This window comes from Arthrobacter sp. D3-18 (assembly GCF_054408525.1).
In genome coordinates this window covers 103,375-126,523 of sequence record NZ_CP096440.1, presented here as the reverse complement: position 1 = coordinate 126,523, position 23,149 = coordinate 103,375, and the positions used below count along the sequence as shown (strand labels likewise).

At 62.1% G+C, this 23,149-nt stretch carries 24 protein-coding genes; 9 read left to right on the top strand and 15 right to left on the bottom strand.

The window, feature by feature from the left end; all coding sequences use genetic code 11:
* Positions 1–28: 28 nt before the first annotated feature.
* Positions 29–934: a MurR/RpiR family transcriptional regulator gene (locus M1D89_RS02625; protein WP_498647764.1), complete on the bottom strand. Its 906-nt coding sequence runs from the start codon at positions 932–934 to the stop codon at positions 29–31.
* 188 nt (positions 935–1,122) lie between these two features.
* On the opposite strand from M1D89_RS02625, the gene M1D89_RS02620 reads away from it, so the two are divergent.
* Positions 1,123–2,415, top strand: a complete 1,293-nt coding sequence (locus M1D89_RS02620; protein ID WP_498647762.1) for an exo-beta-N-acetylmuramidase NamZ family protein — start codon at positions 1,123–1,125, stop codon at positions 2,413–2,415.
* Between the two features lie 78 nt (positions 2,416–2,493).
* Positions 2,494–4,512 (top strand): glycoside hydrolase family 3 protein, encoded by a 2,019-nt coding sequence (locus tag M1D89_RS02615; protein WP_498647760.1) that lies wholly within the window; start codon positions 2,494–2,496, stop codon positions 4,510–4,512.
* A 6-nt stretch (positions 4,513–4,518) separates the two neighbouring features.
* Here the strand turns inward: M1D89_RS02615 and M1D89_RS02610 are convergent, their stop codons facing one another.
* Complete coding sequence (locus M1D89_RS02610) at positions 4,519–5,529, bottom strand: YdcF family protein (RefSeq protein WP_498647758.1); 1,011 nt, start codon at positions 5,527–5,529, stop codon at positions 4,519–4,521.
* Positions 5,530–5,667: 138 nt separating this feature from the next.
* On the opposite strand from M1D89_RS02610, the gene M1D89_RS02605 reads away from it, so the two are divergent.
* On the top strand, positions 5,668–6,330 hold the full coding sequence (locus M1D89_RS02605; RefSeq protein ID WP_498647756.1) for a hypothetical protein: 663 nt from the start codon (positions 5,668–5,670) through the stop codon (positions 6,328–6,330).
* Between the two features lie 8 nt (positions 6,331–6,338).
* Here the strand turns inward: M1D89_RS02605 and M1D89_RS02600 are convergent, their stop codons facing one another.
* The 7 genes from M1D89_RS02600 to M1D89_RS02570 are packed head-to-tail and all read right to left on the bottom strand — an operon-like array spanning position 6,339 to position 13,072.
* A complete protein-coding gene (locus M1D89_RS02600; protein WP_498647754.1) occupies positions 6,339–6,992 on the bottom strand; it encodes an alpha/beta fold hydrolase in 654 nt (217 codons plus the stop codon).
* A 13-nt stretch (positions 6,993–7,005) separates the two neighbouring features.
* A complete protein-coding gene (locus M1D89_RS02595; RefSeq protein ID WP_498647752.1) occupies positions 7,006–7,416 on the bottom strand; it encodes a rhodanese-like domain-containing protein in 411 nt (136 codons plus the stop codon).
* On the bottom strand, positions 7,413–8,228 hold the full coding sequence (locus M1D89_RS02590; RefSeq protein WP_498647750.1) for an IclR family transcriptional regulator: 816 nt from the start codon (positions 8,226–8,228) through the stop codon (positions 7,413–7,415). The genes M1D89_RS02595 and M1D89_RS02590 overlap by 4 nt, the downstream gene beginning before the upstream one ends.
* Entirely contained in the window at positions 8,229–9,851 is a 1,623-nt protein-coding gene (locus M1D89_RS02585; protein ID WP_498647748.1) for a beta-N-acetylhexosaminidase, read from the bottom strand.
* Positions 9,848–10,759: a carbohydrate ABC transporter permease gene (locus M1D89_RS02580; RefSeq protein WP_498647746.1), complete on the bottom strand. Its 912-nt coding sequence runs from the start codon at positions 10,757–10,759 to the stop codon at positions 9,848–9,850. Before M1D89_RS02580 ends, M1D89_RS02585 begins: the two co-directional genes overlap by 4 nt.
* Positions 10,756–11,748 (bottom strand): carbohydrate ABC transporter permease, encoded by a 993-nt coding sequence (locus M1D89_RS02575; RefSeq protein WP_498647744.1) that lies wholly within the window; start codon positions 11,746–11,748, stop codon positions 10,756–10,758. Before M1D89_RS02575 ends, M1D89_RS02580 begins: the two co-directional genes overlap by 4 nt.
* A 31-nt stretch (positions 11,749–11,779) precedes the next feature.
* Positions 11,780–13,072, bottom strand: a complete 1,293-nt coding sequence (locus M1D89_RS02570) for an extracellular solute-binding protein (RefSeq protein ID WP_498647742.1) — start codon at positions 13,070–13,072, stop codon at positions 11,780–11,782.
* Positions 13,073–13,352: 280 nt separating this feature from the next.
* Here M1D89_RS02570 and M1D89_RS02565 point away from each other — a divergent pair, with 280 nt between their 5' ends.
* The 3 genes from M1D89_RS02565 to M1D89_RS02555 are packed head-to-tail and all read left to right on the top strand — an operon-like array spanning position 13,353 to position 16,517.
* Entirely contained in the window at positions 13,353–13,718 is a 366-nt protein-coding gene (locus M1D89_RS02565; RefSeq protein ID WP_420179463.1) for a metal-sensitive transcriptional regulator, read from the top strand.
* Between the two features lie 49 nt (positions 13,719–13,767).
* Positions 13,768–14,001: a heavy-metal-associated domain-containing protein gene (locus tag M1D89_RS02560; RefSeq protein WP_498647740.1), complete on the top strand. Its 234-nt coding sequence runs from the start codon at positions 13,768–13,770 to the stop codon at positions 13,999–14,001.
* A gap of 8 nt (positions 14,002–14,009) precedes the next feature.
* Positions 14,010–16,517: a heavy metal translocating P-type ATPase gene (locus M1D89_RS02555; RefSeq protein WP_498647738.1), complete on the top strand. Its 2,508-nt coding sequence runs from the start codon at positions 14,010–14,012 to the stop codon at positions 16,515–16,517.
* Positions 16,518–16,545: 28 nt separating this feature from the next.
* Here M1D89_RS02555 and M1D89_RS02550 read toward each other — a convergent pair whose 3' ends face one another.
* A complete protein-coding gene (locus M1D89_RS02550; protein ID WP_216924537.1) occupies positions 16,546–16,818 on the bottom strand; it encodes a DUF2277 domain-containing protein in 273 nt (90 codons plus the stop codon).
* Between the two features lie 158 nt (positions 16,819–16,976).
* On the opposite strand from M1D89_RS02550, the gene M1D89_RS02545 reads away from it, so the two are divergent.
* Positions 16,977–17,240, top strand: coding sequence for a WXG100 family type VII secretion target (locus M1D89_RS02545; RefSeq protein WP_011776688.1), 264 nt, complete (start codon positions 16,977–16,979; stop codon positions 17,238–17,240).
* A 129-nt stretch (positions 17,241–17,369) separates the two neighbouring features.
* On the opposite strand, the gene M1D89_RS02540 is transcribed toward M1D89_RS02545, so the two are convergent.
* Complete coding sequence (locus M1D89_RS02540; protein WP_498647735.1) at positions 17,370–18,410, bottom strand: EamA family transporter; 1,041 nt, start codon at positions 18,408–18,410, stop codon at positions 17,370–17,372.
* Between the two features lie 71 nt (positions 18,411–18,481).
* On the opposite strand from M1D89_RS02540, the gene M1D89_RS02535 reads away from it, so the two are divergent.
* Entirely contained in the window at positions 18,482–19,030 is a 549-nt protein-coding gene (locus tag M1D89_RS02535) for a CGNR zinc finger domain-containing protein (RefSeq protein ID WP_498647733.1), read from the top strand.
* Between the two features lie 112 nt (positions 19,031–19,142).
* Here M1D89_RS02535 and M1D89_RS02530 read toward each other — a convergent pair whose 3' ends face one another.
* On the bottom strand, positions 19,143–19,337 hold the full coding sequence (locus M1D89_RS02530; protein ID WP_498651029.1) for a hypothetical protein: 195 nt from the start codon (positions 19,335–19,337) through the stop codon (positions 19,143–19,145).
* Between M1D89_RS02530 and M1D89_RS02525 the strand changes: the two genes are divergently transcribed.
* Complete coding sequence (locus M1D89_RS02525; RefSeq protein ID WP_498651028.1) at positions 19,267–20,715, top strand: SpaH/EbpB family LPXTG-anchored major pilin; 1,449 nt, start codon at positions 19,267–19,269, stop codon at positions 20,713–20,715. The genes M1D89_RS02530 and M1D89_RS02525 overlap by 71 nt on opposite strands.
* Positions 20,716–20,773: 58 nt before the next feature.
* Here the strand turns inward: M1D89_RS02525 and M1D89_RS02520 are convergent, their stop codons facing one another.
* The 3 genes from M1D89_RS02520 to M1D89_RS02510 form a co-directional block, all read right to left on the bottom strand.
* Complete coding sequence (locus M1D89_RS02520) at positions 20,774–21,118, bottom strand: hypothetical protein (protein WP_091464094.1); 345 nt, start codon at positions 21,116–21,118, stop codon at positions 20,774–20,776.
* Positions 21,119–21,186: 68 nt separating this feature from the next.
* Positions 21,187–21,771 carry a hypothetical protein gene (locus tag M1D89_RS02515; RefSeq protein WP_498647731.1) on the bottom strand — a complete coding sequence of 195 codons (585 nt, stop codon included), beginning with the start codon at positions 21,769–21,771 and terminating at the stop codon, positions 21,187–21,189.
* A 9-nt stretch (positions 21,772–21,780) separates the two neighbouring features.
* Complete coding sequence (locus M1D89_RS02510; RefSeq protein WP_498647729.1) at positions 21,781–23,121, bottom strand: MATE family efflux transporter; 1,341 nt, start codon at positions 23,119–23,121, stop codon at positions 21,781–21,783.
* Positions 23,122–23,149 lie beyond the last annotated feature (28 nt).

Below are 23,149 nucleotides of genomic sequence, written 5' to 3'. Positions count from 1 at the left end.
AGGCTGTCCCGTACAGGCAATGCGCATGTCAGTTGCCCCGGCGTAACTTCCGGCTTTGGACAGCTGCGTGCGTTTTGTGCAGCGCATCAATGGAAGAGTCGTAGGACTTCTGGGCGACGCCCACAAACAGGCAGTCGATGATCATCATCTGCGCTATCCGACTCCCCATGGCACCAGGGCGGAAAGGAGTTTCACGGGCTGCCGTGCTCAGCACAATGTCAGCCACCCTCCCCAGTGGTGAGTCGGCATGGTTGGTGATGGCGATGGCGGCGGCGCCGGCTGCTTTGCCCGCCTTCAGGAAATCGATGGTGTCCGAGGTGGCACCCGAGTGGGAGATGGCGACAGCAACGCCGTCGGAATCCAGAAGTGCCGCTGAGGTAAGGGCGGCATGCACTTCGGGCCAAACAAAGGAAACCAGGCCAATCCTGTGCAACTTTTGCTGCAGGTCCTGGCCCACCAAACCTCCCGCTCCCACGCCGAAGATGTCGATCTTGCGGGAGCCGGACACCACGTCAATGGCCCGAGCCAGCTGTTCGACATCCAGCACCTGGGCAGTATCGGCGATGGACATGGTTTCGTTGAAGGCGATTTTGGAAACGATGTCTTGCAGCGAGTCGGCAGTGTTGATGTCCTCGTAGACCTCGGTCGAAACGCCATGTGCCACACTCTCACGGGCAGTTTCACGGGCAAGATCCAGGCGAAAATCCGAGTAGCCGCCGTAGCCCACCTTCTTGTAGAAGCGGACCACCGAGGTAGTGGATGTTCCGCATTCCTCGGCAAGGTCGCCGATGGACATGGTGGCAGCCCGTGATGGATCCGACAGGACCAACTCAGCTACGGCCTGCTCCGATGGGCGTAACGCTGGCAGGACAGAGCGAATCCGCACCAAAACAGTGCGGGACAGCTGCGCATTTCCCGGCGCTTCCAGCATCATTTCCTTCCGATGGGTCGAACCCTACCCACGGTACCGATCCAAGGTCCTAATCCAGGGCCTGTCATTAAGTTACACAGGCAACGACAGAAAGGTAAGTCATTGACGCCCTCCCGGAGAGCGAATACGGTCAATGTAAGGAAGATCACAAACCTTGTCATGCTCTTCGCTCCCTTTCGAAAGGCTTCTTGATGGCACTCGACCGTAGAAAGCTGCTCCATGCATCGGGGCTGGCGGCCGCTGCCGCCGTCGTCGCGCCCTTCGCCCCCAGCGCAACCGCCAGTCCTCACCAGAACAGGCCGGGGAAGCCGGGATCTCCCATCTGCGGCGCCGATGTAGCCGCCGCCAACAACTGGAGCATCTTCGCCGGCCGCAAGGTGGGAGTCATCACCAACCCCACGGGCGTCCTCGCCAACTTCCGCTCCATCGTGGATGATATGGCGGTCAAAGGCGTGGAGGTCGGAGCGGTTTTTGGACCCGAGCACGGTTTCAGGGGGACCGCCCAGGATGGCGCCAGCGAAGGAACATCCGTGGACCCTCGGACCGGCATCACGGTCTACGACTCCTACGGGGCCACCGTTGCCGACTATGTGGGCTTCTTCGAAGCCTCCGGGGTGGACACCATCTGCTTCGACATCCAGGACGTCGGCGCACGCTTCTACACCTACATCTGGACCATGTGGGGCGCCATGCAGGCCGCGTCGAAGACAGGAGCCACGTTTGTTGTCCTCGACCGCCCGAACCCCATCGGGGGTCAGGCCCGTGGGCCGGTCCTGCAAAAGGGGTTCGAATCCGGCGTCGGCCAACTGGGCATTGCGCTGCAGCATGGGATGACCGTGGGCGAGCTCGCCAAATACTTCAACGCAGTTCACCTTCCGGCCGCCGGCCTCACACCCATCCATGACCTTCAGGTGGTGGAGGTCCAGGGGTGGCGCCGCGATATGACGGGACCGGACAATCGGGCGGCGTGGATCCTGCCGAGCCCCAACATGCCAACACCTGAAACCGCGACTCTGTACCCCGGCACAGCCCTGTTCGAGGCCACCAACATGTCAGAAGGGCGCGGAACCACCCGGCCGTTTGAGCTCATCGGCGCACCCTACGTGGACTATCGCTGGGCGGAGGCCCTGAACAGCAAGGGCCTCGCCGGCGTCGTCTTCCGCGAGGCGTACTTCCAGCCGACCCTCTCAAAGAACCAGGGCCTCATTTGTGGCGGCGTCCAAGTTCACATCACCGACACCACCCGCGTCGAAGCCCTGGAAGTGGGAACCCACATGCTGGTCGAAGCCAAGCGCCTGTACCCCGGTTTCGGTTGGCGTGGCGACGGCGGACGATGGATGGGCCTCTTAAGCGGCTCGGCCCGCTTTGCTGAACAGCTCGACGCCGGTGCTGATGCCAAGACGATCATGGACAGCTGGCGGTCCGAACTTGACCAATTCGTGCGCGACACCCGCGAGTACCTCCTCTATAACGGCAAGCGCTAGTCCTACAGACACGCAAACCTCAACCGCAACAAGGACGATGGGATTGGGATTCACATGCAAAGACAACGGACTTCACTCATGACGGCGGCCGCCACTGCGCTCCTGATGACAGGCGCGGGGGTGTTGGCTGGCGCGGGCACGGCACTTGCGGCCGTACCCACCACGGGAAGTACGACGACGGTCTCCGCCTCGCCGGATATCGAGGCGATGATTGCCGCCATGACGCTGGACGAAAAGATCGGCCAGATGACGTGGACGCATGTTTACGGTTCCTCAGCGGACGACACCTCCATGGCAGCAAAGAACCAAGAGCGGTATGGCGTCAACACGCCCGCGGAGGTGGTGGAAAAGTACAACCTCGGCGGCGTCCTCTACTTCGCATGGTCGGGAAACACCGCCAATCCTCAGCAGGTCGCGGGCCTCTCCAACGGTCTGCAGCAAACGGCAATGAGGGAGGATGGAAACGGCATCCCGCTGGCAGTCACCATTGACCAGGAAGGCGGTTTGGTTGCCCGCATCGGGCCGCCGGCCACAGTGCTCCCGGGGAACATGGCCCTCGGCGCCACCGCAGACGCTAGTCTCGCCAGGGCGCAAGGTGAAATCCTGGGATCCGAAATGCGTGCCATGGGTATCAATGTTGACTTCGCACCGGTCCTGGATCTCAACTCCAATCCTGACAACCCCGTCATTGGCATCCGTTCCATGGGTGAAGACCCGGCGCTGGTCAGTGCACTCGGCGTCGCCCAGATTGAAGGCATTCAAGCCCACAACGTAGGTGCAGCCGCAAAGCACTTCCCCGGCCACGGCGACACCTCAGTCGATTCGCACTATGGATTGCCCACCGTCACCTACGATCGCGAGACCCTCAACCAGCATCTCAAGCCGTTCAAAGCCGCAATTGATGGCGGCGTGGATATGGTCATGACGGCTCACATCATTGTGGAGGCCATTGACGCAGAGATGCCCGGCACCCTGTCCCACAAGGTACTCACGGGCTTGCTTCGGGATGAAATGGGCTTCAAGGGTTTGGTGACAACGGATGCCCTGGATATGGCGGCAATGGCTGCCGAATGGCCTCAAGAAGAGATCGCAGTGAAGGCGATCCAGGCCGGCTCTGACATCCTCCTCAACTCCCCGGATGTGGATGCATCGTTCGCTGGGGTTCGCGCCGCCGTCGAGTCCGGCGAGATCACCGAAGCCCGCTTGGACGATTCAGTCCGAAGGATCCTTGAATGGAAGGTCAAGCGCGGGGTCTTCGAACAACCGTTGGCCGACCCCGCCGCCGTGGACGCCCTTGTTGGAAGCGCAGGGAACCTGGCCACAGCCGAGCTGATCTCCGAGCGTGCTGTCACGCTGCTCCGCAACGAAGGCCAGGTTTTGCCGCTCGCTTCGGGCAGCTCGGTGCTCATGGTGGGTGCCGGATCGGCATGGCCGGAGCTCGTGGGTCCAATGCTTAAGAATCAGGGATTCGCGGTGACAGAAGACTACGAGGATGGGGCCTCGCCGTCCGCGGCCTACCGCGCGCGTGCAGTAGCCGCCGCCAGCAACGTCGACGCCGTCGTCTTCGCTTCGTACAACGCAACCAGCAATGCTGCACAGCAACAGATGGTTGCGGAACTGGCAGCCACGGGGACGCCGGTCATCGTTGTGGCCACGCGAAATCCCTACGACATCAGCGTCTTCCCCGGTGCCGACGCCGCGCTCAACAGTTATGGGGTCAAGGAGGTTAACTTCCACGGTGCCGTCCGCGCCATTTCGGGCGCGATCAACCCGAGCGGCAAGCTGCCGGTCAACATTCCCGAAGCCGACGGCGACGGCGTGCTGTTGCCGCTGGGCTTCGGTCTGAGCTACGAATCGGCGACGCCGGCGGCCGTCACCTTTACTGACCGCCCGGGTCAAGGGCAGGATGACTACACCATCCCCTCCGTACCGGGTGTGACCTACCTGATTGACGGCAAGGAAGTCGCAGCCGGGAGCTACAGGAAGCCTGCCGGCACTGTGACCGTCACAGCGGAACCCAAGCCGGGATACGTCTTCACCGCTGGCTCCGTCACGGAGTGGAGCCACACATTCACCACAGGGCTCCCCAAGCCCTAGGAAGAGCTACACCACCGGAGAGTTCATCAGTGCGACCGTGATGAGCAGGGCAATCCCGAACATCGGCAGGCAAAGAATGATGTTTGTCAGGCGGTTGTCCCTCATCACGGCCACGAACTCCCTAAGGAAGGCACTGGGCACGAAGTATCTGGCCGTGGGAGCACCCACAACCTCGGCGTTAATCCGTTGCCGACGGGATAAGAGTGCTGCGCGCAATACGTGGTAATTGTTGGTGCACACCAGCAAGGGCCCCTGAATGCCCTTGTCTGCCAGCAGTGCAACGGAATAAGCCAGGTTCTCGCGGGTGGTGGTAGCTTGGTTCTCCTCCAAAACATCCGTAGCAGCCGCGCCCTTTGCCACCAAGTACTCCTTCATGGCGGTGGACTCTGGCCGCGGCTCATCCCACCCCTGGCCGCCGGAAGGTACCAGGACCGGCTTGGCCGGGGTACCGCCGTCGTAAATTTCAAGTGCCTTGTTCAAGCGCGCGGCGAGCAACGGCGGGACCTTGCCGTTGATCAGGCCGGAGCCGAGGACGATGACGGCCGCCGGGTTCGGGCTGAAGCGCATCCGTGAATACACCACCGCGTACCCCAGGAACACCACGAAAGCGCAGCCCAGGTAGGAGCAGAGGAAGAAGGCCAGAGCAGCAATGCCGGCCAACACCGGCTGGCCGCTCAGAACAAAAAGGAAGGCGACTACCGGGGCGAGGAACACTGCCAGACCCACTGCGATCGGCAGGAAACTGGTGATACCGGGGCCTTCCCTGCGGACCATCGTGATGCCGTTGGCGATCAGGAAACCGGCGAACACGAAAATGCTCACCACCGGGACTACCAAGACCACCAGGTTCAACCATTCGAACCACGGGTTCAGGTCTATGAGGAACTCCAGAAGAGCCTGCAAGAGGAACCATGCCGCCACCAGCAGGAACACACCATTTCGGAGCCGACGCCGGTCGGACTGGAACGAGGCAAGGAAGAACCCCGCAAAGAGAAGTCCAAGGACCAGGTTCAGCATGGTCCAAGCCTATGCGCTGGGGCTACGGCGCTGTACGGCGGCCACCTCGCCGATATCGGACTGGACGCCGGCAGGAGCCAGAGGAATAGCCCGTGATAGATTCGACAGGCGAAAAAACGCAAACAAAGGTGGTTGACCATGGGCGACGCAAGGACATCCCGGCCGCGGTATTTCAAGGCTGTTGCTGCATCGCTGTTGCTGGTTACCGTCTCCGGCGGACTCTCGGCGTGCGGGGAGGAGAAGAAACCTGCACCCCCTTATCCGGCGGTTGAATGGCAAGGGGGTGCGCCGAGTGAGCCCATTGAGGCTGACCCGTGGGTCATGGCGGCCCGCAAATCCCTCGAGGCCCAGGCTGTCGCGCAGAATATTACGGACTTCACCCTGCCCGAGTTAGTGGAGACCACTGGCCTGGAAGTCCGCGTCCGCATTTCGAGGCCTCCGTTGAACGACGTCGTACAGAAACGTCGCCCGGACATCCGCCCGGGACCTGATCCATTCCTCCCCATGAAGGTCCAACCCGGTCCGGTTCCCGGGACTGCCGAAGTGCACGGCTGCTTGGTGCGTTGGGCATCAGAAACGGGCGACGTGCCCGATGATTTGAGTGCCTCCGGCGTGATGTTCCGGATGGAACAACTCGCGGGAGGGCAACAACGGATCAGCAGCGTCGTTACACTTCCGGATTTGGACTGCAGTACTGCCGCGCCGCCTCTTGCATTGTTCGTGCCTGCTCCCCAGCCGTCCGATGTCACCGACGCCAAGGACGTTGTCCGGGCAAAGCGAACCGACATCGACCCCGCCTAACGGGTTCCTCAGCGTTCCCTTGCGGTGCGTTCAGCAAAGTCGGTGAGTACCGCCGCAACAGCGTCCGGATGGCTCAGGGTAACGTAGTGGCCCCCTGGAATCTCGACCGGTTCAACCCCAAGCCGCTCTTGTACTTGTCGCCTCATGAAGGGCGCTGGGAAGAACTGGTCATCCCGGCACAAAATTGCCAAGGTGGGAACGTTCGGATGAAGGCCGGGCCACGGCCCTGACATCCAAGCGCCTTGCTGGTCCCGTTCCCTCTCAGTGGCTTCGCGAGCCAACTCATCAGGCACGAGATTGAAGAAAGCGTCATCGGGGATCGTCTCCCGGTCATGCCCGGTGTTGGCCCACCAGTCCCCGAAGGTCTCACCCGGCATGGGAATCATGGCCGAGAGATACACCAGGCCGTCGGAGTGGAGTTTGTCGCACACCAACGGTGCCGTGAAGCCTCCCAGCGAGTGGCCCACCACGATGGTGTGCTCAGCATCGCCAACTGCTTCCGTCATCGCGCGGGTATAGTCCTCAAGTCCGGCGTCGATGTCTTCGATGCGCAGGTCAACTGCCACCACACCATGCCCTGATGCTTCAAGCAGCGGGCTGACCAAATGCCAGTCCCATGCGGTGGAACCACCACCGTGAATCAGTACGAAAACCGCCATCATTCCCGCTTTCACTTCAGGACGTGTGTGCTGTCACCAACGAATCCGGCTTGCTTTGCACGGTCCCCGCGGCTGTTGCTGTTGCCATGGGAAGCCCGTTCCGGATCCAGTACTCAATGCCACCGACCATTTCCTTCACGGAGTAGCCGAGTTCAGCGAAGGCGAGCGCAGCGAAGGTGCTCCCGTTGCACCCGGGCCCCCAGGAGTAGACCACTACTTGGGAACCGGCTGGGATGAGTTCTTGTGCCAAGGCCGGAATATCCGCCGTCGGAATATGTACGGCATGGGGAATATGTCCGTGATCCCACGAGGACTGCCGGCGTGTGTCCACCACAACCAATGAACCGGGTTGGGACTCAGCCACTTCCATGACATCAATCTCGCACTGCAGCTTGGCGCGAAAGTAGTCCGCTGCGCTGATACTCATGCGAGCTTCGCCAGTTTCGCGCTTGCCCGCCGCGAGCCCAGCTTGGCGGAGATCCGGAGGCTGGTCTCAGCTGCCATGGGCCCAACCTCCCGGACACGCTTAGCAGTCATCCGGGAGGACAACGACGATACGGATAGTGCGGCAACCACGTGATCGTCGTGGCCGAAGATCGGAGCGGCCACGCAGCGTACTTCCGGTTCATTCTCACGATCGTCTATGGAATAGCCACGCCGCCGGATGGCCTCAAAATCAGCGCGAAGCAGGGAAGGGTCCGTAATGGTCTTCTCCGTCAGCGGGTGGAGCTCCGCCGCGAGGATCGGTCCTACCACTTCCTCCGGACTGAACGCCAGCATGGCCTTGCCCACGGCAGTGCAGTACGCCGGCATGGTGGCTCCGACGCGGGAAGCCATCCGCACCGTGGCCTCGTCCTCCACCTTGTCCAGGTAGACGACGTCGTGCCCTGAAAGCACCACCAAGTGGCAGGTGCTTTCCGTGGCGCGCATGAGGCTCCGGAGCTCGCCGTTGGCTACGCTGCGCAGATCCACCCGGTCAAGGTATGACTGGCCCAGCCGCAAACAGCCGTGGCCCAGGCGGAACTTGCCTGTCTCGTGGTCGCGCTCCAGCAGATTTTCCTCCAGCAAAGGTGCGGCTAAACGCAACAGCGTGCTCTTGTTCAAACCGGACAGCCGGGTAAGCTCCACGAGCGCAAGCCCGTCACCGTTGCCGGGCTCCTCGGCCACCACAGTCAGCAAAGCCAGCGCCTTGCGAAGCGATGCCGAGGAATTACGGGCATCCTTGCCTTCAGTAGTCACTCAGTTCCTCACGAGCTGCTCGGCGTCGTAATCTCGTTTCCAACCCTCCACACCCGGCCGCTGCTGCCATGGTGCCGGCCCTGCAAGGGGACGGTATTCCACGCCCATATCCTCGAGGCGCGCCAGATGTGCACCTGTAAGCCGGGTCAGGAACTCATCGTAGTCCCGGCCCTCCGGCTTGGACCAGAACACTTCGGAGATGGCGCTGAGGCGCGGGAACGCTGCGAACTGCACGCGCCGGGGCGAATCCAGATGCTCGCTCCAAATGTTGGCCTGGGCACCCAGGAGACGTCCGGGGAATTCCGTGCCGTCTACACCTGGTAATGGCTCAAACTCGTAGACCGCCTGCAGAGTTGTCACAAAGCCAACGGGCACTGGCTCGTCGTCACCATCGGCTTGGCGATGGTCGAGGTACAGCTTGTGCTCAGGGCACATCACAACGTCGTACCCGTTCCTCAGGGCATCCATCCCGCCCTCGTATCCGCGCCAAGAGGCCACGAGGGCACCGTCCGGGAGGCCGCCGTCGCCGATTTCATCCCACACGGAGGTGGCGCGGCCATGGCGTTTCAGATGCAACGCCAACTGCCCCACGAACCAACTGTGCAAGCCGGAAACATCCTCCAAGCCCAGCTCATTGGCCTTCGCTTGCGCCTCTGCACTGGCTTGCCATTGGGTGAGTGGCACTTCGTCCCCGCCGAGACTTATCCACGGGGAGGGGAAGATCTTCACCACTTCGTCCAGCACGTTCCGGTAGAACTCGAGCGAGGTATCGGACACTTCCAGGACCGTTTCACTGATACCCCACCGCGTCCACACCTCCACAGGCGCTGATTCATCGGATGACGTCGCGCCGAGCTCCGGATAGGCAGCGATGGCAGCCTGGCTGTGCCCGGGAACGTCGATCTCCGGGATGACGGTGATGTGCCGGTCAGCTGCGAAGGCCACAATCTCCCGGAGGTCGTCCTGCGTATAGAAGCCGCCATGCGGGCGGCCATCGAAGACGCCTGCGCGCCAGGAACCCAGCGATGATTCACGTCGCCACGCCCCGACCTCCGTCAGCTTGGGATACCGGTTGATCTGGATTCGCCACCCCTGATCATCCGTGAGGTGCAGGTGCAGGACATTGAGCTTGTGCATGGCCATCACCTCGATGAACCGGAGCACGTTGTCCTTGGGCATAAAGTGCCGCGCGACATCCAGCATGGTCCCGCGGTAGCCAAAGCGCGGCTTGTCCTCCACAGAAACCCGCGGCACTGGCCAGGTTCGAACGGAAGCAAGGGGAGCCTGCCGTAGGGCCGCTGGCCCCATCAACTGCAACAGCGTCTGTGCACCGTAGAAGGCACCGGCAGCACCACCCGCAGAAATCACGACGGCGTCACTCACCTCCAAGCGGTAGGCCTCGGCGTCGAGCGTAGGGTCCAGCCGGAGGCGAATGTCCGCTTCCTCAGACGGCACGGGGGCCACGTCCCAACCCGTCGATGCGCCCAAAGCCCGGGCGAGCCAGCGGCGAGGACCGCGCAGTTCAGGATCGGCGCCCAAGGTTGTGCCGGCGTCGAGCTCCAACTCGCCCGTGCCCGCAGAGTAAGACCACGGTGCGGGAACCAACTGGTGCGCTGCGCTCATCCCTTCACCGCCCCGGCCAGTCCGGACACGAGCTTGCGCTGAACTGATACGAAGAAGATCAGCACAGGAATGGTCATGATGACCGAGCCGGCCATGATGGCTCCCCAATCGTTTTGGTCAGGCTTGAAGAACGTCAGCAGTGCCATGGGCAGCGTCTGGTTCTCCTGGGCGGAGATGATGAATGTTTTGGCAAACAGGAAGTCGTTCCAAGTGGAAATGAAGGAGAACACCGAACATGCCACCACTCCGGGTGCCACCAGCGGGAACAGGATGGAACGGACAAACCGGAAGCTGCTGGCGCCGTCCAAGCGGGCGGCCTCCTCAACCTCCAGCGGTACAGCAGCCACGAAACCACGCAGCATCCAAATAGCGAACGGAATGCTGAATCCCACGTGCACCAGCACCAGCGAACCCAACTGGTTCAGCCCCACTAATGGGATGGCCTCCCCGGCATTGCGCAGGAGGAAGAACAGCGGAATGGTCAGTGCTTCAACTGGCACCATTTGCGAGACCAGGATGATAATCAGCAGCTTGGTGCGCATCTTGAAGTTGTAGCGGGTCAGGGCCACGGCTGCGAGGAACGCCAGGACGGTGGATAGCACCACCACCACCAGAGCCACAATCACGCTGTTGAGGAAGTACTGGCCAAAATTGTTCACACCCAGGACGCGCCCGAACGAGTCCAGCGACGGTTCCACCGTGTACGGTGCCGCATCACCGGCGTCGAGCGCAGTTTTGGGTTTCAGCGCGGACAGCACCATCCAAAACAGTGGGAAGGCAACGATCAGGGCGATGACAATCGCCGCGGCATCGGCTCCGAAGCGGCGCTTGCCTTGCTTGCGCAGCTTCTGCGGAGCCTCCGCTTGCGTCTTTCTGTGAGGGACTGAGGAAACGTCGACGGCGGTCATAGGGCTTCGCCTGTTCTCTTGAGGATCCGGAGGTAGACCAGGGTGATGACCATGAGGAGGGCCGTCATGATGACGCCGAGCGCAGAACCGAGGCCATAGAGGCTGGCGGCGAATGCCTGCTGGTAGCCGTACACGTTGAGCACCAGGTTCTGGCCCGCGATCCCACCGCCGTTGGTCATGATGTAGATCTGCGAGAAGATCTTGAAGTTCCAAATGATGGATTGGATGGTCACCACGATCACGATTGGCCTGAGCATCGGGAGCATGATGCTGCGCGCAATCCTGGGCATGGAAGCACCGTCAATCCTGGCCGCTTCAATGACCTCCGTGGGGATCGCCTGGATGCCGGCGTAGACCGTGACCAGCACGAACGGGAACGAGCACCACACCACTTCGCTGGCAACGAGCCCAAACGCCGACCATTTGTCGTAGGTCCAGGAGTAGCCCTCAAACTGGGTGAGCCCGATAGCCACCAGCGTCTTGTTGACCAGGCCCAAGGTTGGCTCGAACAGGAAAAGCCAAACGGCACTGCCCGTGACCGCAGGGGTAGCCCACGCGCCGAGCGAGACGACGAACAGCATCGAACGGACCCACGGGCGCAGCCTGGTTGCGAGCACTGCGAGGGAGCTGCCCACCAGCAAGGTGAAGACCACGCAGGCGGTGGCAAACACCACCGTATTGCCAAGGACAGTCCAGAACTGTGGGTCAGCGAAGAGCTTCTGGTAGTTCTCGAGGCCCACGAAGTTCAGGGGCGCCTTGCCGCTGACCTGTGCCTGGCGGTAGTCGTACAGCGAGACGTTGATCAGCTGGAAGATCGGGTAGCCAAGCAGTGCGATCAGGACTATGAACGCCGGGGCCAGGTAGAGCCATGGCTCCAGCCGGCGCTTTCCGTTGGAGAAACGCCGGGACTTGCGGGCCGCCGTCGTCGATCCCTTACCCGGCCTGCCGCCCTGCGGCGCATCCGGCAGAACCGGTGTGAGCGCCGTCATGATGTGCCTTTGATTTTTATACTGCAGCGCATCACTTGGACCCGAATGCCGTATTCATGGCCGTTGCAGCCTCGGTGGTTGCGGCGTTGACGTCAGCCTTCCCTGTGACCACCTTCTGGTACATGCCGGTGAACACACCCTGGGCGTCGATGGTTGACCAGCTTTCAGTGACCGGGACGAACTTGGTGCCGGCGCCGAGGGTGTTGATGAACGGTTCCACCTGCTTGTTGTTCTCCGCTACGGACTTCTGCACGTCGCTGAAGGTGGGGAGGTTGCCCATGGAATCGAACATCTTCTGCTGGTACTTCTTGCTGGCCAGCGTCTTTACGAAGTCGGCTGCGAGGGTGCGGCGTTCGCTGCTGTTGAAGACACCCAGGTTGTTACCGCCAGCAAAGGCCGGTGCGATGGAGCCGGCCGTCTTGCCGGGAACGGGAACCACGGCGAACTTGTCCTTGATGGCGCTGGCTGCGACAGCCTTGTAGTTGAAGTCGCCGCCGATGGTCATGGCCGATTTACCTGCAATGAACTGCTGGACACTGGCATTTCCACCGAACTCGGCGCAGGTTTGGGCCGGGCAAATATCGTCCTTGAGGAGTCGCGTGTAGGCGGCGACGCCTTCACGCGACTCAGCGGAGTCCAGTCCGGAAACGAACGCGTCGCCTTCCTTCGTGGCGATCTCGCCGCCGTTGGCCCACAGGTACGGCATGGCCGAGAACTGCGCGGCGCCACCCACGGAAATGCCCAGCAGGTCCGGGTTCGCTGCACGGACAGCACGGGCAACGGTTTCTACCTCATCCAAGGTCTTGGGAACCTCAAGGCCCAGCTGCTGCAGGAGGTCCGTGCGGTAGTAGAGGGCGCGAACGCCAACGAACCACGGAACACCGTAGTTCTTGCCGTCGATCTCAGTGGTGTCCAGGATTTTCTCGTCCAGGTCCTTGGACTCATCCCAGGACTTGATGTCCTCGGTGACGTCGGCCAGTCCGCCGGATGCAACGTAACTAGCGAGGTCGGTATTACCGAACTCAGCCACGTCCGGCGCGCTGGAAGGATCGTTGAATGCCGCCTTGAATCGCTCGGCGCGGCTGTCGACGGGAATGTACTGGACATCGATCTTGGCACCGCTGTGTTCCGCTTCGAATTCAGCAACGGCTTCCTTGACCACTGCGGCCTTGGGATCCTGATTGACCTCGGAGAAGAGCCAGACGCGGACGGTGCCCGTCTGCTCGTCCGAGCTGGAGGCTGCGTTGTTTGAGGTGGGCGGAGCGCAAGCGGTCAAGGCGAGCGCTGCGATGGCTATGGCCGCTGCGGAGCGTGCGAGTTTCAAGTGTCCTCCAAGGAGAAAGTTGGGTTCCGCGGGATTTCCCCCTCCGCGGCTATGAGACCAAACACTATGAACGTGCGGGTGTGGGCGGAAGCACATTTACCAAAAGGTTTGCATTGCAAAACAAGAATCCAGTTTTTGGATCTTTTGGTCTATACCTACCGCCTTGGTTGGTCTAGTCCTTTACTGGCGTGATGACTATTAGGGCTCGTGGGTTCATGATTGTTTTTATACCCCCAGGGGGTACTTGACGTGATACCCCCTATGGGTATAGCTTCAAGTCATGAGCACGCCAGACCTGAGCATGAGCAATCCGGATGCACCCATCATCGAGGTGGATCTGGAGCACGCCGCACCCCATGGGTACACCAGCAACAAGGATGCCTACCTCAAACGCTTGAAACGGATTGAAGGGCAAGTCCGCGGTATCGCGCGGATGGTGGAGGACGACAAATACTGCATCGACATCCTCACCCAGGTAGCAGCTGCCACCAAGGCCCTCCATGCAGTCAGCTTGGGACTCGTAGAAGAGCACATCGGCCACTGCGTCGTGGGTGCCGCCTCCGAGCCCAACCCCGAAGCCCGCGCCGAACAGATCGACGCCAAAGTAAAGGAGGCCACCGATGCCATCGGGCGCCTGCTGCGGTAACTCCGCCAATAACCACCACACCATTCAACTCATCACCAAGGAGAGCGCCATGAGCCAGACCATCCAGACCAACGTCAACGTTTCGGGTATGACCTGCGGCCACTGCATATCCAGCGTGAGCGAAGAACTTGAGTCGCTCAGCGGCGTCGAAAACGTGGCCGTGGATCTCAACCCCGGCGGCCTGTCCACCGTGACCATCACATCAACCAAGGAGCTCTCGCCGTCAGAAATTGGCGAGGCCGTGGCAGAAGCCGGCTACCTGGTGGTAGCCAACGAAGCTTAGGAGTCCTCTTGAGTAGCCAGGAGACCTTCAACCAACCCGCACACAGGGTCATCGAACTGGACATCGAGGGCATGACCTGCGCCTCGTGCGTTAATCGAGTGGAACGAAAACTGGGCAAGCTCGAAGGCGTGGAGGCCAGCGTCAACCTCCCCCTCGAATCAGCCCACGTCACAGTCCCGGCAACCGTGACAGATCAGCAGATTGTGGACACCGTAAACGCCACGGGTTACAAAGCCACTGTCCGCCAAGCCCCCGCGCCCCACACCCGCAACCCCCGCTCCCCCGAACCCCAAACCACCCATCAGCACACCAATGACCTTCAGGCCCACGTTGCCCACGGACACACCTCCACTAAAGGACCCCAGGAGCATGCTGGCGCTGTACTGACACCGGAAACCGCACCACACGGCGCCGCCGGTGGCGTGCGGCAGCATGCGTCTAAGGGAGGCACGACCGAGCATGCCGAGCATGGCACCAGTGGCGCCGCCGAAGCCAACCACGATGAGCACTCCGCGCACACAGACCATATGGCTCACGGCCCCGCAGCCTCAACCCTGCGCCCCCGCCTGATCGTCGCGGCGCTGCTGACCATTCCAGTGTTCGCAATCTCGATGATCCCCGCCTTGCAGTTCGCCAACTGGGGATGGGTTGTGGGCGCGATGGCCCTACCGGTGGTGAGCTGGGCGGCCTGGCCCTTCCACAGGGCAGCGGCTGTCAATGCCCGGCACTTCGCCTCCACCATGGACACGCTCGTTTCCATTGGCGTCATCGCTGCTTACCTCTACTCGGCGTGGCAACTCTTTGTGGATCCCCGCATGACTGAACACCCCGGCATGGAAAACATGTCCGGGGGCGGCCTGTACTTCGAGGTTGCCGCGGTGGTCACAACATTCCTGCTTCTGGGCCGCTACCTTGAAGCGAACGCCAAGGCTAAAGCCGGCAACGCTCTCAAGGCGCTGCTGAACCTGGGTGCCAAGGATGCAACCATCCTCGTGGAGGGGATGGAGCAGAAGATCCCCGCCGATCAACTCCTCGTGGATGACGTTATTGTTGTCCGCCCGGGCGAGAAAATTGCCACCGATGGCGTGGTCACGGACGGTGCTTCCGCCGTCGACGCCTCGTTGGTCACTGGCGAATCGGTGCCGGTGGAGGTTGGACCGGGCAGCCTGGTGACGGGCGCTACGATCAACACCTCCGGTCGTTTGCTGGTCCGGGCCACCCGCGTGGGCTCCGACACGACGCTCGCTCAGATGGGGCGCTTGGTCAGCCAGGCACAGACGGGTAAGGCACCCATTGCGCGGCTCGCGGACAGAATCAGTGCCGTCTTCGTTCCAATCGTGCTGGTCATTGCCCTGCTCACGTTCATCCTTTGGTTGTTCTTCTCCGGCGACCTCAACGCGGCTTTCACGGCAGCCGTTGCCGTTCTGGTGATCGCTTGCCCCTGCGCCTTAGGCCTGGCAACTCCCGTCGGGCTGCTGACGGGTACGGGCCGCGGAGCTCAACTGGGCATCCTCATCAAGGGCCCGCAGGTTCTTGAGGACACCCGCCACGTAGACACCATCCTGCTGGACAAGACGGGCACCGTGACCAGCGGCAAGCTCGCTGTGGACCACACTGTGGGCCTCAACGGCTACGCCCCGGCCACCGTCCTGACCTTGGCGGGCGCTGTTGAAGCGGCCTCTGAGCATCCGATCGCCCACGCGATTGCCGCCGCGGCAAAGGACGCCATGCCCGACGCCGGCACCTTGCCTGGTGTTGACGTCTTCAGTTCCGCTCCCGGCGGCGGCGTGAGGGGAACCGTTGTAGTGGACGGGGCCTCAAAGATCGTGGTTGTGGGACGCTCAGGCTGGCTCGAGCAGAACGGTGTCGCGCTCGATTCAAGCCAACGGGAAGCCTTGGCGGCAGAGGAAAACGGCGGTGCCACAGCTATCTGGGTTGCAGTGGACGGCCAGGCCGCAGGAATCGTAAGCCTGAGCGACACCATCAAGCCCGGTTCCGCAGCTGCGATACAGAAGCTGAAGGACATGGGCATCCGCCCCATCCTGCTGACCGGTGATAATGCTGCCGTAGCCGCCCAAGTGGCTGCCGCCGTCGGGATTTCACCCGACGACGTGTTCGCCGGTGTGCTGCCGGAGGGGAAAGTTGAGGCGGTCCGGAAGCTCCAAGCATCCGGCGCCACGGTTGCTATGGCCGGTGATGGCGTCAACGACGCCGCAGCTTTGGCACAGTCGGACCTCGGTATCGCGATGGGTTCTGGAACGGACGTTGCCATCGAAGCGTCGGACCTGACCGTGATGGGCAGTGATTTGGGTCAGCTGGTGCAGGCAATCGAGCTGTCCCGCAAGACACTGTCCACCATCAAGACCAACCTGTTCTGGGCGTTCTTCTACAACGCGATTGGCATCCCGGTGGCAGCACTTGGATTCCTGAACCCGATGATCGCGGGCGCAGCAATGGCAGCCAGCTCGGTGCTGGTAGTTGCCAACTCGCTGAGACTGCGCTCGTTCGGGAAGTAACGCAACTGACTGGCAGTTGTGGCCCGGGCTACGCGGTTCCGAAACGGACCGCAGCCCGGGCCTTCGCTTTGGCGGCTTCCTCGTCGCGGTTCTTCGCCGGGGCGTGGCTCACCAAGGAGTCCAAGAGATGCTGCGTAATGTGCGCGATCTCGTGGACAGCCTCCGCGAAGGCTTCCTCGTTGGCCTTGGATGGCTTGGTGGATCCGCTGATTTTGCGCACGTATTGCAGGGCAGCGGCCTCCACTTCGGCGCTCGTAGCGTGCGGTTCGAAGTTATGCAGGGTCCTGATATTGCGGCACATAACCCCATGCTAACTATGGGCACTGCTACATGGGGAGGGGTGCCCATCGACGGTTTTTGGATTCCCGGGATAGGTTTTAGCTATTGGATCTTCCGGATGAGCCGGAGGCCGTTGGGGATGCCGAAGAGCTCGGGTCCGAAAAAATGAAGGAGAATCTCATGGCTATTTGGGGTGCAGATGTTGATCAGCTTCGTCAGCTCGGCAACAAGCTGAAGGCCGGTGCTGAGAACATCGAGCAGCAGCGTTCACAGCTCAAGGGCGCACTTGACGGCACCGACTGGAAGGGCCCGGACGCTGACAAGTTCCGCGGCGAGTGGGACAGCCAGCACGCTTCCAACCTGAAGAAGGTTGCCGACGCACTTCGCGAAGCCGGCGACCGCGCTCAGAAGAACGCTGAGCAGCAGCAGCAGGCCTCCAACTAAGACAGTTGGGAAAACCCCGGACGCATCAGCGTCCGGGGTTTTCACTGTTAAGAGCAGGGCTCCCGGTGTTGTTCGCCCGTACCGCCGTTGTATGGCTGGGACTTCGAACAAACCCGGGAGTTCCGTGGCTTAGTTGCGGGGCGCCTTGGTGATGTGACCGTAAGGGACGGGTTCCACGTCGTTCGGGTGATCCAGAACGCGGGCCGCTTCTTGGGCAGTATTGGCCGCCCTGCGATCTCCCCGCAGCTCATCAACCCGGACCAGGACCACGCCGCCCACGATGAGGAGGCCGCCCAGCAGCTGAATGGGACCGGGGAGTTCACCCAGGAGCAGCCAAGCCCAGATCACGGCGAACAAAACTTCGGTCAGGGACACGAAGGACGCCACCTTGGAACCCAGGCTGCGTGCTGCCATGATGCCGGAAACGTACGCGAGCACTGTGGCTAGGATGATGAGGCCGACGGCGGAGACCCACCACGGAGTGGTCCACGGCCCAAGCGTAGTGTCTGCGGTGCTGAAGGTCATGGGCAGCAGCCCCAGCAGCCCGACGAGCCACATGACCAGCGCGCCCACCAAGAGGCCCCCGGAAGCGAGCACCAGCGGAGGGAGGCTGTCATTCTCCTTGGCAGTGATGAAGAAGTAGATCACTAGGCAGACTGCGGCGGCCATACCCCAAAGGACTCCAATAAAGTCGACCTTCACGGCACCCGTCAGATCAAGCACCATGACCAGTCCGCCCAGGGACAACAGGGCACCGGAAGCAGTGAGCGCGCGGGGCCGCCGTCGGCTGGCAATCCAGAGCCACAGCACAATCATCACCGGAGCCAGATACTCAAGCAGCAGAGCTACGCCCACGGACAAGCGGGCCACGGCATTGAAGTAAAAGAGCTGGCACCCTGCAACTCCGATGAGCCCGAACAGCAGGATAGTAAGCCAGTTGTCCTTGAGTTGGTGCCATCGGCCGCGGAGAACCACGACGGCGGGAATCACCAAGATCAGTGCGGCACCGGTGAGGCGCACGGCAACTGCGGCGCCGGGTGACCAACCGGTTTCAAGCATCGACTTGGCAAACGAGCCGGACGTGCCGAAAACAGCGGAAGAAAAGAGTGCGATGCCGAGTCCTGATGCCAGGAAACTCTTTGCATCAGCCTTCGTCGTTGGAGCTGACACAGCAGCCTCCTGTCAGGAGTAAAGTGGGCTTATGGTCATGACAGTACTCTCGAAACATGTAAGGAGTCAAAGTGCTTTTTGCGCCTGACACCGTGGTTGCCCTTCGTAGCGTCGTCAATTTGATCAACACGGCCGCCAACGGCGGGGAATTACTGGTGACCGTAGAGGATCTTGACTCTTTCCTGGACGCCGAAGAGTTCACCGGATCACGGGTAAACACTCCGGCGGAACTGAGCAGCATCAAGCGCCTCCGCAGCGAACTGACGGCACTCTGGAGCGCTGACGAGGACACTGCGGCAAAGTCCGTCAACAAGCTGCTCTCCGACGCGAAGGCGCTCCCCCAACTCGTGAAACATGACCACTGGGACTGGCATCTCCACGCCACCACCCCGGAAGCACCACTGGCAGTCCGGATGGGGACCGAAGCCGCCATGGCCATCATCGACGTCATCCGAAGCAAGGAAATGGACCGCATGCGGGTGTGCGCGGCGGACGACTGCGACGCCGTCGTGCTTGACCTCAGCCGCAACCGCTCCAAGCTCTACTGCGACACAGGGAACTGCGCCAACCGCGCCCACGTTGCTGCATATCGCGCCAGGAAGGCGGCCGAGGGCGAGTGATAACGACCTGCAGGCCGCTTACTCTGGCGGGCAAGGCCGCACGTCTTATCCAGATGTGACTACGTTCACACCTCGTTTTGCATCACGAATCCCGGATTGACGTCACCTATCCCTAAGCAAGGACATCCGGGCAACCCTCCGCGAGGGCCGCCCGCCAGCGCGTCAGGGATAGGAATTCCATGCGGAAAAAGTTCGAGCGTACACGCACCTTGGCCACAGCGATTGCCGGAGCGGTCTTGGCAATGTCCTTCTCCGTTGCCCCGGCGTCTGCCGCCCCGGTGGTTGACGGGGACCAGAGCGGTTCCATTACTATCCACAAATTTGAGAAACCACCGCGACCCCCGATCAATGGCGGCGGGAACAACTTTGGAGCGGGGGACGCTCTCGCCATGGCAACACCCGACACCTCCGGGTTGACGCCGTTGGGTGGCATTGAGTTCACGATTCAGCAGGTCAATACCATTGACCTGTCGACCAACGCCGGTTGGGACGCAGCCCATAACCTGAGCAGCGTCTTCGCCCCGTCGGACCCGGCCGGTTCCATTACCGGTGCCGGCTACACCTTGGGTGCAGGGCAGGCTCAGACCACCGCTGCTGACGGCACCGCAGCGTTCGCCAACCTCCCCGTGGGTCTGTACCTGGTCACCGAGACCAACTACCCCGCCGGTGTGACTCCTGCAGCTCCTTTCCTGGTCTCGGTTCCCTTGACCGACCCGGATAACCAGGACAACTGGATCTACGATGTTCACGTTTACCCGAAGAACTCCATTGCCGGTGCAGAAAAGACCGTCACGGATGCCCCCGACGTGAAGCTGGGCGACCAGATTGACTTCACCATCACCGGTGACATTCCCAACGAAGCCGTCATTGATGGTTACAAGATCGTGGACGTCCTCGATCCCAAACTGACCTACGTGGGCGCCACCGCCACCCTGCTTGATGGCACCGTCATCACCGAAGGCACCCACTACAACGTGGTCTTCGACGCAGCAACGAACACGGCCTCCATCGTCTTCACCCCCGCAGGCCTGGCAGTACTGGCCGCACACGTGGACACCCGCGTTCAGGTCATCGTGAACACCACCGTCAACACCATCGGTGAAATCGAGAACGAGGCTCTGGTTTACCCGAACCTGGGCAGCTTCACCATCACCCCGGGCCAGCCCGGCGGCCCGATCGTAACTCCCCCGGTCGTGACCAAGTGGGGCGAAATGACCCTGCAGAAGGTCAACGAGAACGGCACAGCCCTCGCCGGCGCTTCCTTCTCGGTCTACACCAACGAAGCTGACGCACTGGCCGGCACCAACCCGGTCGCGCTGAACGGCCAGAGCGTCTTCACCGTCGCTGCCGATGGCACGCTGACCATCTCCGGTCTGCGCTACTCGGACTGGGCAGATGGTGCAGCTGTTGCACCGGGCTCGGTTGACTACCGCACCTACTACCTGGTCGAGACCACCGCCCCGGCCGGATACGAGCTGCTCGCCGAGCCGATCTCCTTCCTGATCAACTCTGCCAGCACCAGTGTCGGCATTGACCTGAGCGTGAAGAACATCCCGTCCAACGGCGGCTTCGAACTGCCCCTCACCGGTGGCGTCGGAACCGGCCTGCTCTACGCAGCCGGAGCACTCCTGGTCGTCGGCGCAGGACTCCTGTTCGTAAGGAACCGGCGCAACACCAGGAATTAGTCAGCATCCGTCCACTCAAGGCCAGCTCCACGGGAGTGGAGCGCCGAACCGTGGAAGGTTAGTGGCCGGCGTCGGGGGTTTCAGTCTCGCTATCCGGAGCGCCCGGGCCACCGTGGCCGGGGCGCTTGGAGCTGAGGTTGACGCCGGAGCCTTTGCCGAGGTGGTCGGCGTTCTCCTTGTGGCTCATGGACAGCATGGCCGCCACAACGAGGCTCACGATGAACGCGATGCCTGCACCCGTGAAGGCGAGGTCGAAGCGTGGCGCGCGAGCGCTGCCGCCGGAGGCGAAGATGAGCACGGCAACGAAGGCCAGTACTGCAAAGAACGCGGAGAACATGAGGGGTCCCTTGACCGAGGTCCGCATCTTGCGCGGTTCTCCTGGTGTCTGGTCTGCCACGGTCATTCCTCCAATGATGGCGGTTCGTATCCGCCGGTCTGCAAAAGTTCTACAAAGAGTAGAACGTCCAGCTACTAGTTTACGGCCTCGGGCGAAGCGCCGGGCGCAGCGTTCCGGGAAGGGCCGCCTGCCCCGTTCCGGGCATCGTGCCGCAGCGTCAACCCGGAGAGGATCCACAGCACGCCGGAAATGATGGCACCACCACCAGCCACGCCCAGCAGCGCATGTGCGCCCAGCGAAGTAAAGAAGGGCAGCATCACGGCAGTGCCCACGGCGATAACACCCGAAATGAGCCAATCACGCGCCAACACGTCCCGCTTCCGGAGACCATGGACGAACTCAAGGAGGCCCAATACCAGCAACGCGAACATGGCCGAGAGGGCAACACCCTCGTCAGACTGGGTGACCAACGCACCGATGCCTCCGAGTGCAACAACCACCGGAACGGCCACTGGTAACGCCCTGGACATCCACACAGCGCCTGCAGTCGCGAGCAAATACAGCCCCACAGCCCACGCCAGGACGTGTACCGACGGCGACGCCCAGAAGATGGTGACCGCCCCGAACAGCAGCGCAACCGTGGCACGGATCAGCACGGGTTTCCAGAGTCCGTCCGCGGGAGCAGAAGGAGTCTGGGCAGGAGTCGCTGGGAGAGTCACCCGTCCAGTTTAGTGCGAACCGAGCACCATCCACCGATCCGTCCGCGCGCGGAGCCCCAAAGTCACGCCTCGGGCCAGCATGTAGCCCAGCGCAAACGCGGCCCACAACCACAGCAGCCCCGCCTCGCCGTCGGGCCTTGTCTGGTGGATGGCCAGCAGCAACGGCAAGTAGACCACCAGGTTTACGACGCCGGCAATCGCCAGGTAGCGTGCGTCGCCTGCGCCGATGAGGACACCGTCCAGGACGAAGACATAGCCGGCAAGCGGCTGTCCCACCGCGAGGACCCAGAGGGCGATGGTCAGGGCTGATCGAACGCCGGAGTCGGACGTGAAGAGGTAACCGGCCCACGGGGCCACGATCGCCAGGAGCGCGCCGGTGATCACACCGAATCCGAGGCCCCAACGAATCATGGTGCGGGTCAATTCACGGACGCGTTGGGCGTTCCGGGCGCCAAGTTCCTTGCCGATCAGGGCTTGCGCGGCGATCGCCAACGCATCCAGGGCAAAGGCAAGGAAGGAAAAGATGGTCATGGCCAACTGGTGCGCGGCCAGGTTGACGGCACCCTGCGCAGTCACCACCAAAACAGTCGCAAGGATGGCGAGGCGGAGGCTCAGCGTACGCAGCATGAGCCACGAACCCACCTTGGTCATGGCCCGGACGCCGTGCCAGTCGGGCTTCAAGGACACGCCGTGTTGCCGCGCATTCCGGCTGACCATCACCAGATATACGGCAGCCATGGCCCACTGCGCGATGCTTGTACCCACCGCCGAACCCGCCACGGACATGTTCAACCCATAGACGAAGAACAGATTGAGGGCGATGTTCAGGGCGAAGCCTGCGGTTGCCACCACCAACGGTGTCCGGGTGTCCTGTAGTCCACGAAGGACACCCGTGCCGGCGAAGATGAGGAGCATCGCGGCCAGCCCAGGCATGGACCATCGCAGATAGTCGACGGCGAATTGCTTAACCTCTCCGGTCGCCCCCATGAAGCCAACCAACGGTTCGGCCGCCACGAAGCCGACCACAGCGAGCGCCAACCCGAGCAGCAGCGCCAGCCAGACGCCGTCGCGCCCTGCTGCCAAAGCCTTCCCCAACTTACCGTCGCCGATCGCCCGGGCGACTGCCGGCGTCGTCGAATATGCCAGAAAGACCATCAGCCCCACAGCGGTGTGCAGAATGGTGGACGCAAGTCCCACGCCGGCGAGTTGATCGACGCCCAGGTGCCCCACAATGGCGGAGTCAGCCAACAGGAATAGGGGCTCGGCGATGAGCGCACCGAATGCCGGTACGGCCAGGCGCAGGATCTCGCGGGCGTTGGAGCGGGCGGGGGCGGTTGTGGTTTGAGGCACTAAACAAGCCTAGTCCGCCGCAGGCCGG

Excerpts from the sequence above, each read along its gene's own strand:
- M1D89_RS02625 (WP_498647764.1), bottom strand. The coding sequence starts at position 934 with ATGATGCTGGAAGCGCCGGGAAATGCGCAGCTGTCCCGCACTGTTTTG.
- M1D89_RS02620 (WP_498647762.1), top strand. The coding sequence starts at position 1,123 with ATGGCACTCGACCGTAGAAAGCTGCTCCATGCATCGGGGCTGGCGGCC.
- M1D89_RS02615 (WP_498647760.1), top strand. The coding sequence starts at position 2,494 with ATGACGGCGGCCGCCACTGCGCTCCTGATGACAGGCGCGGGGGTGTTG.
- M1D89_RS02610 (WP_498647758.1), bottom strand. The coding sequence starts at position 5,529 with ATGCTGAACCTGGTCCTTGGACTTCTCTTTGCGGGGTTCTTCCTTGCC.
- M1D89_RS02605 (WP_498647756.1), top strand. The coding sequence starts at position 5,668 with ATGGGCGACGCAAGGACATCCCGGCCGCGGTATTTCAAGGCTGTTGCT.
- M1D89_RS02600 (WP_498647754.1), bottom strand. The coding sequence starts at position 6,992 with ATGATGGCGGTTTTCGTACTGATTCACGGTGGTGGTTCCACCGCATGG.
- M1D89_RS02595 (WP_498647752.1), bottom strand. The coding sequence starts at position 7,416 with ATGAGTATCAGCGCAGCGGACTACTTTCGCGCCAAGCTGCAGTGCGAG.
- M1D89_RS02585 (WP_498647748.1), bottom strand. The coding sequence starts at position 9,851 with ATGAGCGCAGCGCACCAGTTGGTTCCCGCACCGTGGTCTTACTCTGCG.
- M1D89_RS02580 (WP_498647746.1), bottom strand. The coding sequence starts at position 10,759 with ATGACCGCCGTCGACGTTTCCTCAGTCCCTCACAGAAAGACGCAAGCG.
- M1D89_RS02575 (WP_498647744.1), bottom strand. The coding sequence starts at position 11,748 with ATGACGGCGCTCACACCGGTTCTGCCGGATGCGCCGCAGGGCGGCAGG.
- M1D89_RS02565 (WP_420179463.1), top strand. The coding sequence starts at position 13,353 with ATGAGCACGCCAGACCTGAGCATGAGCAATCCGGATGCACCCATCATC.
- M1D89_RS02560 (WP_498647740.1), top strand. The coding sequence starts at position 13,768 with ATGAGCCAGACCATCCAGACCAACGTCAACGTTTCGGGTATGACCTGC.
- M1D89_RS02550 (WP_216924537.1), bottom strand. The coding sequence starts at position 16,818 with ATGTGCCGCAATATCAGGACCCTGCATAACTTCGAACCGCACGCTACG.
- M1D89_RS02545 (WP_011776688.1), top strand. The coding sequence starts at position 16,977 with ATGGCTATTTGGGGTGCAGATGTTGATCAGCTTCGTCAGCTCGGCAAC.
- M1D89_RS02530 (WP_498651029.1), bottom strand. The coding sequence starts at position 19,337 with ATGGAACCGCTCTGGTCCCCGTCAACCACCGGGGCGGCAGACGCCGGG.
- M1D89_RS02520 (WP_091464094.1), bottom strand. The coding sequence starts at position 21,118 with ATGACCGTGGCAGACCAGACACCAGGAGAACCGCGCAAGATGCGGACC.